The following is a 16,390-nucleotide window of genomic DNA, read 5'->3' on the forward strand; positions in this document are numbered from 1 at the left end:
GTGGTTTATCCCCCGGAAAGCGCTTGCACGATAAACACCTTGGCGTCGGCGTGCAGGGTGTCGCTCAGGGTCTCGCGGTCGCGGATGATGACCTCGTCAACGAAGATGTTGACGTGGCGCCGCAAGCGTCCCTGATCGTCGACCAAATAAGAAGACAGTTTGGGCCAGCGTTGATCGAGCGCCTGGATCAGCGCCGCGACCGTTTGCGCGGGGACCTCTGTCTCTTCCAAGTCGGGAAAAAACCGTTGTAAATTGCGTGTGAATGCTACCTGAGCCATGGTGCGAGCTTAGCGCATAAGAACGCCGATGGGCACTGAAAAATGGTTTTTCATCCTCAAAAGGCCACGAAGGAACGCCCCAACGCACCCCGGACAACCCGAACCAACGCGATGGTATTGAGTCGTTTGAGTCCGTTGAACAGGGGATGATCCGGGTTTTGAAAGCGGTGGTAAACCTGTTGGAGCATCGCGATTCGTTCGCCTCGCGGGGTATCCGGTCCAAAGCTGGGAAGCGCGCCCAAATGATCGTAGAGTTTGATGCCCGCCGCTTCGCAAGCGCGCGGGACGTAGAGCTCGTAAATCAACCCATTCACCAAGCCGACAAAAAACGCGCGCACGGCATCGGCAAGCCGGGTTTCTTGATGAAGGATGACCAGGTAGTCGGACAAGATTTTGGCGTAGGGTGAAGCAGCCAGTCGCGATTCCCGCGGCAGCGGCAAGTTGTTCAACATGTGTTTGGTGAAGTTGACGCCCTGGTTGTAGCTCGATCCGCGGTACTTCTCTTTTATATAGAAAAAGGTCAGTTCCGCGTTAACGACCAAATGCAAAAAGTGCAGGTAGGGCGCGTGAATCACCAGCGTGGATTTTCCGGGAACCAGTCCACCGGTTTCATCAATGCTCGCATCCAGAAGCGTGAGGCCTTTGATGATGAGCTTGGGTGTCAGTGCACGCTTTTGGTAGGCGCCACTGAAGGTTTGGCAAAAGGTGGCGCGGGTGACATAGGGCCGCTGGTAGCGGTCTTTGAGATAGGTCATCGGGGTTTTGCCCCAGCGGTTGGCGAACTTCCCGGCGGTCCCGGTGTTCACTACTTTGAGGGCACCGTCGGGTAGCGCGCCTTTGGCGCCGGCGTCTTTGAGGATGGTTTTGAGTTGGTAGGCGTCCGCGGTGGCACAGGCGTTTTCACAGGTGGCGACATCGCCGAGACGCCCGTCAAGTTGTTCAAGCCGGCACAACGCATCCAGATGGGGGCTGAACAGGAAGTCGAAGGCGTAGGGGGCCGTGAGGGACGCGCCGCGATATTGGCGGATCGGTTCATGGCGCCCGGCGTGCAAACGACCCAAGGTAAAGCGCTCGCGGGGTTTGGGTTGTAAAGCGGTGATAACGGCGTCGACCTTGGCCGTTTCGAACACATCGCGACCGACCTCCACCAAAAAAACCAACTTATCGTGAATATGTTCGCGTAAGGCGGTCCCGAAGGGTTTGGACAACCATTTGTCGGGCGTGATCAGACACAGAACGCCGTGGTCGGCGATGAGGGATAAGCCACGCTCAAAAAAAGCGATGTACAGATCCCAGTTGCCGCGCGTGAAGTTCATCGCTTTTTTGATGCGCGCCCGCATGGCGTTCATGTTCATACGCGCCATATTTTCGGAATCAAGGTAGGGAGGATTGCCGATGAGGATGTCGAAGCCGCCTGCCGCGAACACCTCGGCAAAATCGCGGCGCCAAGCAAAGGCGGCGCCCTCGGGATCGTGATCCAGCAAGGCATTGCCGGTTTTGAGCAGGCCGTTCGCGCGGGGAAAGGTTGCCGTTTCGGCTGAGTCCGCATCCACGGCCAGGGCTAATTCAAGGCGGAGCGCGGCGATGTCAATCGCGCCGGCATCGATATCAACGCCATGGAGGCAGCATCGTATCGCGTGTTCTTTGAGGCGGCACACCGAACGGCGTTGTGTCTCGGGCAGATAACCCCTCAAAAGCCGGCGCGTTTGCACCAATTCGTGCAACATGCCGAGCAAAAACGCGCCAGACCCGACGGCGGGATCACAGACCCGAACATCGGCGAGTTGTTGGTCGAGGAACGGCGCCAAGCTCACCAAGGCAGCCTCATCCAAGCAAGGGTGCGATTCTTGGTCACGGTAGACGAACGCCCGCACCATTTCCTCGGAGACCCCATGGGCGGGATCCTTGCTTAGCATCTGGTTCAAATAATGGATCAAGGCTTCGCGACACATGAATTGCACGGTTTCCCGCGGGGTATAAAAAGTCCCCTTGGATGTTCGTTCATGGGAACCCAACATCTGCTCAAATAGGTTGCCCAGCATTTCGGGATTGACGGCCACGGTTTCATCAAAAGGCCGGTCTTCTTGGGGCGAAAAAGGAAAACGCGCCAACACGTCAAAGAAGCCGGACCCGCGCTCGCCCTCGGCCGTGATTCGCTCGTTGCTGAAAAAGGACTCGGGTAGCCTGGGAACCTCATCGGCGAGGGATTCCGCGGCACGGCCGGTGCGTTGGAGGAAATAGCGAAAAACCAACCGAGCCAAACACTTTTTGGCGGCCGCGGACTCGTCGAAGCCGGGCTCGGAAACAGGGGACTCCATCCGCGCCTTAATCACGCGATAAAACCTTTGGTATTCGCCGGAAAAGGCTTCGGCCAGATCCCTGGTTCGAAAAGCGTTGTCAAGCGCAAGCAGGGAGGGTTTGCCAACATCGCCGCAACACAAACCACCTAGCTGATTCAAACCGAATCGGACCACCTCAGCCGGTCCGGCGGGAAAGGAAACGCGTCGAAGCGGTGCCGTTGTGGTGTCGGTAACTGCCGAATCGGTGATCGCGGCAAACCAAGAGAGTTGCCAAGCGGCACCGCCGTCCTCCCGCGCGGAAACAGCGACCAAGGCGTGGCGCACGGCGCGGTCGTCGGCCAAAAGCAGAGCGACGGAGCGACGCAATTCGGCCCGGGACTGAGATAACGCGGCAAGGGTTTCGACTTCAACCCAAAAAAGCCCGATGTTTGTCCCGTGGGGATCGGTATAGACACCCATGGGCGCGTAAGCCACGATGGGTGGGTCAAGGGAAGCCCTGGGCGGGACGGCCGGCGCGGCCGGCTCACCAAAAAGGCGCGCCAAAAAAGCCTGGTAACGATCCCGGTTAAAGGGGTTTATGAGCAGGTGTTGCACGAGCGTTTCGGCGTGCATCATGTCCATGTCCGCTTCCCCCTCCAACGATCAACGCCCAATACCGAGGTGTATCGGCAGAAAAGCGGCCCAAAAAAGAAAAAACCCGATCCCCGGCCTTGGTGCGGCAAGGAGATCAGGTTGGGAGTGGAGACGCCGGGACTTGAACCCGGGTCCGAGAACCTTCCCCATCAGCGTTTACGTGCGTTTCCTCAGTTTAAAGTGTCGGATGAACAAGGTTAACCGAGGCCAAAACTTCTTCACCCCTACCAAGTAAATCTCACGCCCCGCCCCCCTGGTCCAGAGCGGTTTGCCAGCCTACTAGGTATGACAATCAATTCAGCGCTGTAGGCCTCGCATCATGATCGGCTACTGTTTAATTAAGCAGCTAAAGCGTAGTTGTTGCCAACTAGAAGGTGTGGCTTTTAACGAGTACCACAGCTCGACACGTGACTCATGGTTCTTGTATTCCCGTCGAAACCTGTCGTCCCCCTGGATGTTAGATTCGCGACCAAGCGGCGCAGAGCCGACGCGGGCGCGAAAGTCCATTGTAAATTTGCCACGCCCCGCTGTCAACACTCGGACGCTCTCAACAGCAAGGAACGCCGGCCTATTCAACGGATTTCTGAAGGAACTTCTCAATCAAGCGCCACGGCATCAAAAAGGCCGCGGTTTTTTTCAGGTCGGGGCTGTTGGTGACGCGCACTGAGATCACCAAGCTGATGCGCAAGCCGGCCAGGTGCCGGCGACTTGGGCCAAGGGATTGCACCGAGGTCCACCAAACGGCGATTTCCCTCCGGCATGCGGTCACCTACCCGCACAAATACCGGTACCGGGTTTTCCCGCTTCAGTTCCTCTTCCGCGCCGGCCCAGGTCCCACCTTTTTGGTAATCGGCACTGACAACCACGCCAAAGTCCGCCAATGCGTAAATCAACTTGTTTCGACCCATGGCGCCGCCAACGGAAAAGCGTGCCTGGGGATGATAGGGAGAAAGCAGCAACAAACGTCCCTCGGCAAGCGCCCGGCGATTGGCGCGCTCCAAACTTCGCTTTAACAAACTGTCGGCAAGCACGCCGATGGAAACGCCTCCCGCTTCAAGTGCCGCGTTCATGGCGCTTTGATCCACACCGCGCGCACCGCCGGAAACAACAGGCATTCCGTTGGAAGCCCCAAGGCCGGCAATGTGTCGCGCAAAGAGGTCACCTTCCCCATCCACATTTCGCGAACCAACGATCCCCAGCCCGCCCCCAACAAGAAGGCCTGGATTCCCGATACCAAACAACAAGGGGGGCGCCTTGTGTTTAAGCCGCTTTTTGAAGCGCGCGGGATATTGAACATCGCCGCGGCTGATGACCCAAATCCCATCGCGTTGCCACGCTTCCAAAGCGAATCCCAACAGTACGCCCCGGCTGAGGAGGCCTTTTAAACGCTCAGGGTTGATGCCGGCCCCCACGCCGGCTTGGGAAAATGATTCGGCCCGCAATAAATGACGCGGCCTCATTTTGGCGTCCACAAGCCAACGAACCAACTTGCCATATTCGGTCAGTGACAGGGGCTTATAGGTACGATCGTTGCCAAAAACACCACAGAGCAAAAGAATCGCCTTGGTATCTTCTGTTAACACATTGGTATTCATGAATCCCTCCGCGGCGAGTTCAAGGCAAGCGCCAAAGGATAAACCGAGGAACACCCTCGTTCCCTTAAAAGCGCCGATACCACGGTCATCGTCCAACCGGAATCGATCATATCGTCCACCAACAAACATGGCCCATATTCCCCAGACTCAAGCTGAATGGAAAAGACACCATCCAGATTAGCAACTTGCTGGTAGCTGTTCTTCATCTTTTTCCGCGGGAGGTTGCCTCGGGTTTTGAGGACGCAGCGAATAAAAGGAAGCCCAAGCGCGCTCGCCAGCCGTGCAGCAAAGTCAGGCACTAATTCAGATTGATTCAAGGAAGGAATACAGGCAACCCATTGCGGTCGCGGGCTGGGCGCCCAAACCTCCAACATTTGAACACACGCGACCACCAGTTCATCTGAAAAACGTTGCGCCTCGTATTTCCCTTTCGCAACCAGTCGGCCCCAACCTGCATCCCGCCAAAGACATAAAGCACGTCCTTCTTCCGCCCGCCACTCATCGGGAATTCGAAACCCACCCAAAGGGGAATGAACAAACATATCTTTTGCGGGCCATTGCTTTCGCGGCAGAATACGTTGGTAACTTCGTCGTAAAAATAGGGTGGCATGGTTTACCAAATCGTCGCCAACCGCTTCGTCGAGCAGCGGCGTGGGATTACAAGCACAACAGCGGCCACAATCCGAGGGATTTGGATCGTCTAATGCCGCCTGCAAAAACGCCATCAAACAACCAGAATGCGCCATGTAGGCTTGCATTTGCAGCTGCTCTTCCCTACGAATACGCGTAATGAAAGCAATTTTTTCCTGGTCAACCTGATAATGCACGGCAGCGGGGGTAATCAACCATTTGGATTTCACCTTGGTAATAGGCGAAGGTGAATCAAGGCTCAGGAACTTCAGCGTTTTCTCGATTTCGATTTTGCTTAGGTTCAACGCTCTTTGCAGCTCTGGAACCGACAACCCCTCGTCCGAAAGATCCAGCACTTCTAAAATCTTGGCAATGTGCTGTTGCGGTGGAAAAGCATTTTTTATGAAAAACGCGGCAATGGGATCGTCCTCTTCGCCCCAAAGCAAAACGCCGAATGCGTCGTCGACAGATCGCCCCGCGCGCCCAACTTGCTGGTAGTAATGAACCACGGAAGCCGGCCGCTGATAGTGAATAACAAACCCCAGATCGGGTTTGTCAAACCCCATTCCAAGTGCAACGGTCGCTACCAAAACCTTGAGTTCATTTCGAATGAGCTTTCGCTCCAATTCTTCTCTAGCTGAAGCATCGGAAAGGCCAGCATGATAGGCCTCGGCCTGAATGCCCCTGAGTCGAAGCCATTGTGTTACCCGTTCCGCGTCGCGTTGTGTCAAGGTATACACAATGCCACTTCCCAGAAGCTCGGGAATCGTTTTTGCCAACCAAGCCAAACGAACCGCGGGGTTCGGCATGATCATGTTTTGTAGTTTGAGACTTCGTCGGACCAGCGAACCTCGTTGAACCCTCATGGTTTGACCAATTTGAGCCTGAACATCCGCAACAACGCGATTGTTCGCCGTGGCAGTCGTGGCCAAAACCGGAACATTTTCGGGCATTGCCTGCAGCACACGCACGATTCGACGGTAATCAGGCCGGAAATCATGACCCCAGTCTGAAATACAATGGGCCTCATCCACCACAAACAGGCCAATCTTCCCTGCAATTTTCGCCAAGACATTCTGCCGAAAATGGTCATTGCCCAAGCGTTCTGGTGAGATCAACAGCACATCAACCTGATTTTCGACCAGCTCTTCTTGAATGGCGTTCCATTCTTCATCGTTCGCACTGTTCATCATTCGCGCGAACACACCGATCCGTCGTGCGGCCTCTAACTGGTTCCGCATAAGGGACAGCAAAGGCGAGACAAGGAGTGTCGGACCGGCGCCTTGCATACGCAAAAGCTTTGTGGCGAGGAAATACACCATACTTTTGCCCCAGCCGGTTCTCTGAACCACAAGTACGCGGTTGCGCAACAGGAGTTGTTCGATGCTTTCCCACTGTCCGTCACGAAAAGATGCAGCCGGATCACCCAACGCCATTTTCAAATAAGATTCTGCTTGCTCCCTTTCGTTCATCGAAAAATCCCGCTTTCACCATTCATCATGTGCACTTCCACTTGTATTCTACTTGAACTAGAAAATGGAAGCTTAGAAACCGAGAATCACCCGAGTAAACGAGGCACGACTAATTTTTCACAGAGCCTGGTTTCGGACGCTTTAGCCGCAATCAAGGATTGCCTCCGAAGGTTTTATTGGGCCCCACCCCACACACGGGTGTTCGCGAACTTCGTCCATCCTCAAGAAACGATCTCCCCCAAAACAAAAGGCTAAACCCCAGCCACACCCTGGACGTTGGACCAGCGGACACCTTTACCCCCCTTCAGGAGTTTCCCCATCATGCACCGCGCCTTTTTGCGTTCCTCACTTGTGGTTTGTCTCGCCCTCGCCGGCGGACTCCACGCCGATCCCCTGCGCCTCGAGGGCCTGCCCCTCCAGATTGAATGGCTCGATCTCAACGGCGATCAACGGCTCGACCTGGTCGCGCTGATGATTCGCACCCAGGTCGAAGGCACCTTCGATACCAGTTACGAGGCGGGCGGCATCCGCGGCTTCTACCAGGAGGAAACCTCCAAAGAAAAATTCCTGGCCACCTACCTCAATACCGACAACGGGTTTCAAGCCGGCGAGAAGATCGAACTCGGCAAAGAGACGGTGCTGGGTATCGCGGTTGAAGCCCGCGCCCAACCCCGCCTCGTGCTCTGGCGCCAAAAAATCCTGCAGCTCTACCACTGGGAAAACGCATCCTGGCAAAAAGACACGGAGCAGGCCACGCCCGGTTTCCTCGCCGAGCAACTCATCGCCGGCAGCAGTTTCGACTTTTGGCACCCCACCCCGCGCGGTTCGTTTTGGATCGTGCCCGACCTCAACGGCCTGCACCTGCTCAACGCCGACAACAACTTTCACCACGATTTCCTCGAATACCCCGGCGTCTCCCGCCGCAGCCGTCTTCAGGGCGGCAACCAACACCACGTTAAAATCGCCCTGCCCCGCTTTGCCGACATCAACGGCGACGACGTCCCCGAACTTTTGTTTGAAAGCGAACAGGGCGCCGCCGCCTTCCCCATCGACGACACGGCAACGGTCTGGACCTACGTCGGCGACGGCAAGTTCGCCGATTTCAACAACGACGGCCTGATTGACAAGCTCGAGGTCATCGAAGAAACCGATGTGGACGGCCTCAAGGACCTCAAAAAAGTACAGAGCCGCGTGCAAATTAAACCCGGCACCGATCACCTGCAGTTCGGCGACGAACCCATCGCCGATCAGTGGACGCCGGGCTGGGTCATTTCCCAGGACGACGAGGGCATTATCCTCCCGGAACCCTTTATCGATCTCAATCACGACGGCCGCCTCGACATGGCGGGCATCGCCATGCGCCTCAATTTCTGGCAACTCGCCAAGGTCGCCACCTTGGGCCGCATTCGCATCAAGTTTCTGCTCCACCTCTCGACCCAACAGGAAGACGGCAGCTTTCGCGAACTCAGCGGCAGCCCCTTCGAATTCTCCTGGCGCATCAACATCCGCAAACTGCGGTTGCCCGATTTTGCCCAGGTCACGGGTGATCTAGACGGCAACGGCTGGACGGATCTGATGGTTCCCAAAAAAGACCACATCGCGGTTACCCCGATCCACAACGGCGCCATCGATCTCGCCCGAACCTGGAAGGTCAAACTCCCCAAGAACATGCACGAACCGGATCAAATCTTCGCCCGCGACCTCGACAACGACCAACGCGACGACATCGTGGTCCTGAAACTCGGCCGCAACCACACCATCCTCAATACCTGGGAGCACCAACCATGATTTCCGCAAACCACCCAGCCGCGGCCGCTCGTATGGTCACCCTCCTAACCGGCCTGTTTTTGGTGCTTTTGACCGCGCAGCCCGCGGCGGCGGTCGACGCCGTCTCAGAACGCACGATTACCTTGCAGGCTGAAATTCTCGATCCCCACGCCACTTGGCAAGACCTCGACGGCGACGGACAGTTGGACTTGTGGGTCGTCGACCACCACCGTCGCGCCGAAAAGAACCGTTTGTGGGCGATGCTTGCCGGCCAACCCGACCGGCTGCACGAACTTCGCTTTGAACCCTTTCCCGCCCAAATCTTCCCACGCTGGATCGACGGCCGCTTGACCGCCGCCGCCTACCACCACGGCGTCCTTTGGTCCTACCAGCGAGAAAACGGCTGGCAGGTCGGCCACGATTTTAACCAGACCGATATGGTGCGGCCAGGGATCGGACTGGTCGCGCTCGGCGGCGATTGGTTGCTGCCCACGGGTAACGGGTACCTGGTCCTCAACAACGGCTGCGTGCGCCACGAACTGGAGGCGCCGCCCACGGTCGACATCAGCCAAAAAACCATGACGCTCACCTACCCGGTACCGCAAGCCACCGCGGACGCCGACCGCCTTACGGCGCGCCCCATCGCCTTGGCCCAGTCAGGCGAAATCCGCACCTGGAACGCGGTTAAAGCGGGCACATCCTGGCGCACCGATCACCAACACCTGCTGTTCCCCAACGATCTCAAGCCGATGCGCCACAAAGTCGGCGACCTCAACGGCGACGGCGCGGTGGACCTGGTCATTCTGGCGATGCCGTCCAAAAAAATGTCGCTGTTCGGCGAACTCTCGATTCTGATCTACCTCGGCGACGGCGAGGGCGGCTGGGAACGCAACGCCTCCCAGCAATTCAAAAGCAAACAGAACTTTTGGCAAACGGGCCCGATAGAAATGGACCGCGACGGCCTACGCCTTTACTACTACAAGGGCATCCTGCGCTCGATCTTCCGCGCGGACACCTACCGTTGGAACGAGGCCGGTTACATCGAACCCAAGCCGGTGGTCACCCGCTTCACCCTTCCCGACGCCGACCGAAGTTTCATCAAACTCGACTACGACCTCAACAAGGACGGCCGCCCCGACCTCCTGCTCCAGGACGAGGAAGGCGTTCATGTCTTTTTCCGCCAGAGCGGTGCCAAACCTTTTAACAAAGACCAACGCCGTACCTTAGCCAACCAGCCCAGCCGCGGGCGGGTTGATGTTGGGGTGACGATTGAGGCGGAATTCGAGGAACGCTCAGCCGCGGGTGGGCTCGGCTCCCCCTTGTCCATTACCCGGCTCAAACCGGCTTATATGGGCGATTCAGCGGGTGATTTATGGTTGTGGCGGCTTCAGCGTAGTGAGCAAGGCCCTTGGCTTCTCAAGGGTTACCGCCAATAAACAGCAATCGTCGGCGATCTCCCCCGCGAGATCGCCCTTACCATTAACGAAAAAAAGACCCGGGTAAAACCGGGTCTTTTTTTTCGGCGCCTCACAAAACGTGGCGGCGCGGTATGTGGTACTGCCTGAAAAAAGAAACTTATTTCTTGCGGCCGTACTTACGACGGAAGCGCTCAACGCGACCCTCGGTATCAACCAGTTTCTGGTTACCAGTCCAGAAAGGATGGCTGTCGGAGGTAATCTCAAGGCGGATTTCGTAGTGCTTCACGCCGTCAATGTCCCGCTCAATGTCTGATTTCATGGTAGAACCGGTGATGAATTCGGCACCAGTACTAGAATCGACGAAAACGACGGGATGGTACTCAGGATGAACGTCTGGTTTCATCAAAAACCCCAATGTAAGGTGTAGTGTTCTCGCGTAAACCGATTGTCAGGGGTTGTAGGCTGGGCCTACCGAGACGCGAACCGCTCGATTATGCCAACATCAAATCCAAAAGTCATCAAAAAAATGATTTTTTGGTGATTTAGCCAACCTCGCCGCCGCGGCGTTACGCGCGTCCCCATCAGTCCAGGTGCAACACCACGTAACGCATGTAGTAGAAGTAGACCGGTGCGGTCAGAAACACGGAATCAACACGGTCCAAAATACCGCCGTGACCGGGAAACAGACTGCCGGAGTCTTTGATTTCACTGCCGCGTTTCCAGGTGGATTCAATCAAATCACCAAAGAAACCCAGGCCGCCCACGATTAAGGTCAGGTAGGTAACATCCTTGTAAGAAAGCTCGGGTAAAAACCAGTGCATGCCGATCAAACCCGCCACAAAACAGCCGATCAGGTTGGCCGCGGTGCCCTCGATCGTTTTTCCTGGCGAGATAACCGGCGCAACTTTGTTTTTGCCAAACAAGGAGCCGCCGATGTAGGCAAAGGAATCGCCGAACCAAACCTGCATGATGAAAAAGACCAACAGCATGCGGCCGATCCAACCGCCCTCGGCATTGCTGATTTGGAAGATGTGGGCCATAGAAACCAGGGCCAGCCCCAAATAGGCGGCACCCATCAAGCAGATGCCGACTTGCGGGAGGGTGGCCTTCATGTCGCGCGGCGGGATCAATGAGGTGAGCGTGGCCATGGCCACGACCGCGTAAGGGATCCATTCCAACATAAAAAATGGGAAGTAGATGTTGGCAATGCCGGCAAACACGGCGAAGAAAACAGGTAACTTGAACAGGCGAAAGCCGAAGCCCTCGGCGATGCGCTCAAATTCCTGCACACCGAGAATCGCCATCCCCACCAAGAGCACGTGAAAAAAAACCTTGGGCAGGTAGAAAACAAACACCACCAGGACGGCAATCGCCACAAACGCGGTTGCGGCCCGACGCCCAAGCGTTTGCATGTTCAACGCCATTAAATGCCCCCAAAGCGGCGGTGCCGCGTCTGGTATTCCAAAACCGCGCGGTACAGGTCAGCCCTGCCGAAATCGGGCCACAAGGTCGGGGTGACATAAATTTCCGAATAGGCGATCTGCCACAACAAGAAATTGGAAATGCGCATCTCGCCGCTGGTGCGAATCACCAAATCGGGATCGGGTTGACCGCTGGTGGAAAGGTAGTTGTGGAAACGTGCTTCGTTTAAGTCGGCGGGATCGACCCCGTCGGCAACCGCGGCTTGAAACGCGGCCAAAATATCATTGCGACCGGAATAGTTGACCGCGATGTTGAAACACATGCCCTGGTGATCCCGACAATCGCGAAACACGGTTTCAATATCGCGCTGAATACCCGGCGACAATTCGTGCAGCGCGCCGATCACGTTGACCCGTAGGTTGTGTTTGCGCACGGTTTTGAGTTCGACGCGCAAAAACTGGCGCAACAGCGCCATCAAGGTGCCGGTCTCCTCGGCGGGCCGCTTCCAATTCTCGGTGCTAAAAGCATAGAGGGTGAGGTGTTGGATACCAAGGTCGACACACCCCTCCACCGTTTGGCGCACGCTGGGAATGGCGGCCTTGTGCCCCTTAATCCGTGAAAAATTGCGGCTTTTGGCCCAGCGTCCGTTGCCGTCCATAATGATGGCAATGTGTTTGGGCAGCCGCGAGAAATCGATGCGTTCGTGCAGAAGCTGTTCTTCGCGCGTGAGCTTCAGTTGAGACGGTCGGTAAGGGGCGTCGGTGGGTGAACCTGAATCAAGCGATTGGGACAAAATGCGTTACCTTCAATGAAATGAATCACAGCAAAAGCGACGGGCCGGCACCTTAAGCGCGGCAAAACCCATGTGCCACGCCCTTCCCCCGTGTCGCTCGGGGTGAAACCTAAGATGCGCTGACGTGGTGATTTTAGCTAAACCTCTGGGCTGCAACGGCCTGTAAAAATAATCCGGGCCGGCGGGTGCGCGTCGTGCACGACCCCGGTCCGCTTTTTCCAAGCCATTTCACTCCAGATCTTTAGCCAAAATCCCTCGCTTCAGCGCCTCTTAGGTGAAAGGAAAGGGAATCCAACGTGAGAGGCGCGCGCCAAATTCTAACCTGAAAACACCGAAGTTAGCGAACGGTTTTCGCCCTTGGCCGGCCAGGAAACACGACAAATCGCGCTACCTAGAGGGGGGCGTCCACTTCCATGATGATGTCCCGGAAAATTTGGCGGGCATTTTCATCGGGATCCACGTTGGTCAGAACTTGGGCGTGGTTCAAAGTTACCCGGTGACCGCAAACCAAAGGCGCCAGTTCGCGCACGTCGTCGGGGGTCGCGTAATCCCGCTGCCGCACCACGGCCAAGCCTTGGCAGGCACGGTACAAGGCCTGTCCGCCACGGGGCGAAACGCCGACCTGCACCGCGGGATGCTCGCGGCTGGCGGCCACCACGTTGTAAATAAAGTCCATCACCTCGTCGGCCACGTGAACATTGCGCACAAAACCCTGGATCCGGCTCAATTCCGAAAGGCTCAGCTCTGCCTTCTGAACTTCCGGCTGAATGTAGTCACCCTTTAACACCCGTTTCTCCAGGGCCGCGGTGGGATAACCCAGGCTGATTTTCATCAGAAAGCGGTCGAGTTGGGATTCCGGTAGGGGGAAGGTCCCATAATTGTCTTTGCTGTTCTGGGTCGCCAACACGAAGAAAGGCTGTGGCAAAAGGATCGTTTGCCCGTCGTGGCTGACCTGCCCGTCGTGCATGGCTTCCAACAGCGCACTTTGGGTTTTCGGGTTGGCACGGTTAATTTCATCGGCCAACAGGATGTGGGTAAAAATCGGGCCGCGTTTGAATTCAAAGTCACCACTCCCCTGCTGGAACACGGTCACGCCGATCAAATCGGACGGCAGCAAATCACTGGTGAACTGAACGCGCTTAAATTCCGCGCCCAAGCCGTAAGCCAAACTTTTGGCCAAGGTGGTTTTGCCAACGCCGGGTACATCTTCAATCAGCAGATGACCCTGGGCTAGGATGCAGGCGACGGCAAACTCGAGCTTGCGCCGTTTGCCCAGCAGACTCTGCTCCAGGCGGCTGATCAAGTGCTGCACATGTTGATAAGGCGTGGCCGGCACGGGACGCGAATCATTCATGGAAACCTCAATAAAGGAAAATGGGACACCAAGGTGGATGGGCGGACAAGCCGCCTAACGGGTAACACGCCCGTTAATGACGATTTTGGTCAACGGTCGCCCGCTAAAACGCGGCTTCAGCGAGGCGGTGAGTCGCTGGTACACCAGCAAACTCCACTCACTATGGGACATTTTCGGATCAAACACCATTTGGTTGAGGTCTTCTTCCAAAATGTCGGTAATCTCGCCCACCGCCGGCTCCGCCACCCCGTGGCCCTGTACTTCAAAACGGGCGACACCGGCATCCGAGATGCTGCCGTTCACCAACAGCAAACCGCTGTACATCATGTCTTTGCGATCTTTGAGCACCTTTCGCGACAGCGCCCACTCCTGGTTGCCGTCAATGGGCAACAAACGGCAATCGTACTGACCCATCACCCGTACCGTCCCGTTTTGAATGACCACCTCGTTGCCGTCTTCAATCAACAACACCTCACCTTCCGGCAGCATGTCGCGCAGCCAGTGATGGTGGTTGAGCAATTGGTGGTATTCGCCGTGAATCGGCGCCGCATTTTTGGGCTGGGTCAACATCAACATATAGGCCAAATCCTCGCGAAAGGCGTGGCCCGAGGTGTGGATGTGGTGGTCGCGCGGGGTATGCACCACCACGCCTTTGCGCTCAAGGTCGGAAACCAACAGGGCCAAGGCCCGTTCGTTACCGGGAATGGCACGGGAAGAAAAAACCACGGTATCCGTGCTGCGCAGCGAAACGCCGAGGAACCCGCCGCTTGCGACGCGCATCAAAGCACTGCGTGCTTCGGCTTGGGAACCGGTGACCACGTAAAGCACTTCATCGTCGGGCAACCGTTGCGCCTGGTTGTTGGAGACGAAGCAATCGCGATCATTGAAGTAATCGAGTTCGCCGGCGATGCGGAAATGTTTGTTAAAGCTGTTGCCCAAAAAGGCGATGCGACGGCCGTGGGCCTCGGCCAATGCGGCCAAATGGCGCACGCGCGGCATGTGCGAGGAAAAGGTGGTCAGGAACACGCGACCGGGCGCCTTGGTCATCAACGCGGCGAGGCCGGGCATTATCTCGGCTTCGCCCGCGCAAAATCCCTGCTTGGTGGCATTGGTGGAATCCATGATCAGCAGATCAACGCCCGCTTGACCCAATTCCCGCAAACGCTGGGATTGAAAGGGGTAATCATCTTTCGGCAGCGGATCGACCTTAAAATCACCGCTGTGGATCAGGGTCCCACCCGGGCCGCGCACAAACAAGGCGCAGGCTTGCATGATGCTGTGGGTCACCCCGATAAACTCAACCTCAAGGTCGCCGTGGCGCACCGGTTCGTTGAGGGCCACCTCGCGCAAATTAGACGCCAACTCGGGTCCGGGCAAGGCGTGGCGAATGAGCCCAAGGGTATAGGGCATGGCGTACACGGGCAATTGCCGGTAGCCGAGCAAAAACGACAAACCACCGATGTGGTCCTCGTGGCCGTGGGTAATGAAAACCGCGCTGAGCTCGGGGAACTGCTCAAAAATCAGTTCGGGATCGTGAACGTAATAGTCCACCCCCGGTTGGCGACGGTCGGGCGGAAACATCAACCCGAAATCCACCAAAATGGTGGTGGTTTCACTTTGGAGAATGGTGGCGTTGGCGCCGAATTCGCCGACACCGCCGAGCGGAATCACGCGCAAAGCGGCTGACTCGGGTTCAGGATCAGGGCTCATAGCTTTCCTTTATGTGGCGAAACCAAACCGCGTAATCCATCGGCGTTAGGTTCTCCGGGCGCAATTTGGGATCAAAACCAAGGGACAGATAGGATTCTAACAGAGAAGCGGCCCCGTTCAAGGGCGCGTCGGAGGTGTCGGGGCGCACAGAAGGTCCATCCGTCTTCCCACGGGGCAACAACCGCCCGATCCGGTCTGCCAAATCGCCGCTCTTGCGCAACAGGCCGCTCACCATTTTGCGGCGCCGCTCGAACAAAAAGCGCAGCAGCAGGGTGAGCCCTTCCAAATCCGCCACACCCAGCCGCGGTTCGGCCAAGCGCCGCAAGCGAATCACCTGGCTTTGCACCTTGGGCGGCGGACGAAAAGCACCGGGCGGCACATTAAAATGAGCATCGCAGGCGTACAGCAGTTGGGTGGTCACGGAAATCGGTCCGTAATCGCGGGTGCCGGATTTGGCGCGAATCCGTTCGGCCACTTCCTTTTGATACATAAACACCATCAGCGGAATCTGTTGGTAGTGGAACAAAAGGCGGGCGGTGATCGGCACGCTCACGTTGTAGGGCAGGTTGGAAAAAACCTTGGTGGAACGGTCTTGCAACAAGGCGCCGACATCGGTTTGAAGAAAATCCTCATGGCGAATGGCGACGGGATGGGGGAAGTCCTGTTCTTGCAGATAGGTCACCATATCGGCGTCTGTTTCCACCACGGTAAGCGGAAAACCCCGTTGCGAAAAAGGCATGGTGAGGGTGGCGGGCCCAGGGCCGATTTCAACAAAGGCATCGGCCGCATCGGCCTCGAGTAGGTCGAGAATCTTGCGGATCAGGTTGGCGTCGGTGAGAAAGTGCTGGCCAAACCGTTTTTTGGCGTGGGGCCGGGCGGCGGCACCACGTGAAGAAGGACGCGACATAAAAACCTCACCAACGCGGGGACGTTCACCACATCTATGCATGGGCCGCGGGCCGGCTTGAGCCAAATTCCCACGACTTCACCGCACTCTAGCACGATTCGTTTTTCGATG

At 56.8% G+C, this 16,390-nt stretch carries 12 protein-coding genes and 1 other RNA gene; 2 read left to right on the top strand and 11 right to left on the bottom strand.

Annotation, left to right across the window (positions count from 1 at the left end; translation table 11 throughout):
- Nucleotides 1-5: 5 nt before the first annotated feature.
- The 5 genes from J3U88_RS27025 to J3U88_RS27045 form a co-directional block, all read right to left on the bottom strand.
- On the bottom strand, nt 6-278 hold the full coding sequence (locus tag J3U88_RS27025; RefSeq protein ID WP_207862128.1) for a MoaD/ThiS family protein: 273 nt from the start codon (nt 276-278) through the stop codon (nt 6-8).
- 56 nt (nt 279-334) lie between these two features.
- Nucleotides 335-3,199 carry an Eco57I restriction-modification methylase domain-containing protein gene (locus J3U88_RS27030; RefSeq protein WP_207862129.1) on the bottom strand — a complete coding sequence of 955 codons (2,865 nt, stop codon included), beginning with the start codon at nt 3,197-3,199 and terminating at the stop codon, nt 335-337.
- Between the two features lie 115 nt (nt 3,200-3,314).
- Nucleotides 3,315-3,661, bottom strand: a transfer-messenger RNA (tmRNA) gene (ssrA, locus tag J3U88_RS27035).
- Between the two features lie 146 nt (nt 3,662-3,807).
- Entirely contained in the window at nt 3,808-4,806 is a 999-nt protein-coding gene (locus tag J3U88_RS27040; RefSeq protein WP_207862130.1) for a DNA-processing protein DprA, read from the bottom strand.
- A complete protein-coding gene (locus J3U88_RS27045; RefSeq protein WP_207862131.1) occupies nt 4,803-6,908 on the bottom strand; it encodes a RecQ family ATP-dependent DNA helicase in 2,106 nt (701 codons plus the stop codon). Before J3U88_RS27045 ends, J3U88_RS27040 begins: the two co-directional genes overlap by 4 nt.
- Before the next feature lie 321 nt (nt 6,909-7,229).
- On the opposite strand from J3U88_RS27045, the gene J3U88_RS27050 reads away from it, so the two are divergent.
- Both J3U88_RS27050 and J3U88_RS27055 read left to right on the top strand, forming a co-directional pair.
- On the top strand, nt 7,230-8,696 hold the full coding sequence (locus tag J3U88_RS27050) for a VCBS repeat-containing protein (protein WP_207862132.1): 1,467 nt from the start codon (nt 7,230-7,232) through the stop codon (nt 8,694-8,696).
- Nucleotides 8,693-10,111, top strand: a complete 1,419-nt coding sequence (locus J3U88_RS27055; RefSeq protein ID WP_207862133.1) for a hypothetical protein — start codon at nt 8,693-8,695, stop codon at nt 10,109-10,111. The genes J3U88_RS27050 and J3U88_RS27055 overlap by 4 nt, the downstream gene beginning before the upstream one ends.
- 139 nt (nt 10,112-10,250) lie before the next feature.
- On the opposite strand, the gene J3U88_RS27060 is transcribed toward J3U88_RS27055, so the two are convergent.
- The 6 genes from J3U88_RS27060 to rsmA form a co-directional block, all read right to left on the bottom strand.
- On the bottom strand, nt 10,251-10,496 hold the full coding sequence (locus tag J3U88_RS27060; RefSeq protein WP_207862134.1) for a type B 50S ribosomal protein L31: 246 nt from the start codon (nt 10,494-10,496) through the stop codon (nt 10,251-10,253).
- A gap of 178 nt (nt 10,497-10,674) precedes the next feature.
- Nucleotides 10,675-11,517 carry a phosphatidate cytidylyltransferase gene (locus J3U88_RS27065; protein ID WP_207862135.1) on the bottom strand — a complete coding sequence of 281 codons (843 nt, stop codon included), beginning with the start codon at nt 11,515-11,517 and terminating at the stop codon, nt 10,675-10,677.
- Nucleotides 11,517-12,308, bottom strand: coding sequence for a polyprenyl diphosphate synthase (gene uppS / locus J3U88_RS27070; RefSeq protein ID WP_207862136.1), 792 nt, complete (start codon nt 12,306-12,308; stop codon nt 11,517-11,519). The genes J3U88_RS27065 and uppS overlap by 1 nt, the downstream gene beginning before the upstream one ends.
- Nucleotides 12,309-12,699: 391 nt before the next feature.
- The gene (locus J3U88_RS27075; protein WP_207862137.1) at nt 12,700-13,662 is read right to left on the bottom strand and encodes an AAA family ATPase; all 963 of its coding nucleotides are present in this window, start codon (nt 13,660-13,662) and stop codon (nt 12,700-12,702) included.
- A 54-nt stretch (nt 13,663-13,716) separates the two neighbouring features.
- Nucleotides 13,717-15,372, bottom strand: coding sequence for a ribonuclease J (locus J3U88_RS27080; protein WP_207862138.1), 1,656 nt, complete (start codon nt 15,370-15,372; stop codon nt 13,717-13,719).
- Nucleotides 15,362-16,279, bottom strand: coding sequence for a 16S rRNA (adenine(1518)-N(6)/adenine(1519)-N(6))-dimethyltransferase RsmA (gene rsmA, locus J3U88_RS27085; protein WP_207862139.1), 918 nt, complete (start codon nt 16,277-16,279; stop codon nt 15,362-15,364). The genes J3U88_RS27080 and rsmA overlap by 11 nt, the downstream gene beginning before the upstream one ends.
- Between the last annotated feature and the right edge of the window lie 111 nt (nt 16,280-16,390).

Source organism: Acanthopleuribacter pedis, assembly GCF_017377855.1.
In the GTDB taxonomy this organism is placed as follows: Bacteria; Acidobacteriota; Holophagae; order Acanthopleuribacterales; family Acanthopleuribacteraceae; genus Acanthopleuribacter; species Acanthopleuribacter pedis.

What these genes read in the sequence shown, in the direction of transcription:
- J3U88_RS27025 (WP_207862128.1), bottom strand. Translation starts at nt 278, where the DNA reads ATGGCTCAGGTAGCATTCACACGCAATTTACAACGGTTTTTTCCCGAC.
- J3U88_RS27030 (WP_207862129.1), bottom strand. Translation starts at nt 3,199, where the DNA reads ATGGACATGATGCACGCCGAAACGCTCGTGCAACACCTGCTCATAAAC.
- J3U88_RS27040 (WP_207862130.1), bottom strand. Translation starts at nt 4,806, where the DNA reads ATGAATACCAATGTGTTAACAGAAGATACCAAGGCGATTCTTTTGCTC.
- J3U88_RS27045 (WP_207862131.1), bottom strand. Translation starts at nt 6,908, where the DNA reads ATGAACGAAAGGGAGCAAGCAGAATCTTATTTGAAAATGGCGTTGGGT.
- J3U88_RS27050 (WP_207862132.1), top strand. Translation starts at nt 7,230, where the DNA reads ATGCACCGCGCCTTTTTGCGTTCCTCACTTGTGGTTTGTCTCGCCCTC.
- J3U88_RS27055 (WP_207862133.1), top strand. Translation starts at nt 8,693, where the DNA reads ATGATTTCCGCAAACCACCCAGCCGCGGCCGCTCGTATGGTCACCCTC.
- J3U88_RS27060 (WP_207862134.1), bottom strand. Translation starts at nt 10,496, where the DNA reads ATGAAACCAGACGTTCATCCTGAGTACCATCCCGTCGTTTTCGTCGAT.
- J3U88_RS27065 (WP_207862135.1), bottom strand. Translation starts at nt 11,517, where the DNA reads ATGGCGTTGAACATGCAAACGCTTGGGCGTCGGGCCGCAACCGCGTTT.
- J3U88_RS27075 (WP_207862137.1), bottom strand. Translation starts at nt 13,662, where the DNA reads ATGAATGATTCGCGTCCCGTGCCGGCCACGCCTTATCAACATGTGCAG.
- J3U88_RS27080 (WP_207862138.1), bottom strand. Translation starts at nt 15,372, where the DNA reads ATGAGCCCTGATCCTGAACCCGAGTCAGCCGCTTTGCGCGTGATTCCG.
- rsmA (WP_207862139.1), bottom strand. Translation starts at nt 16,279, where the DNA reads ATGTCGCGTCCTTCTTCACGTGGTGCCGCCGCCCGGCCCCACGCCAAA.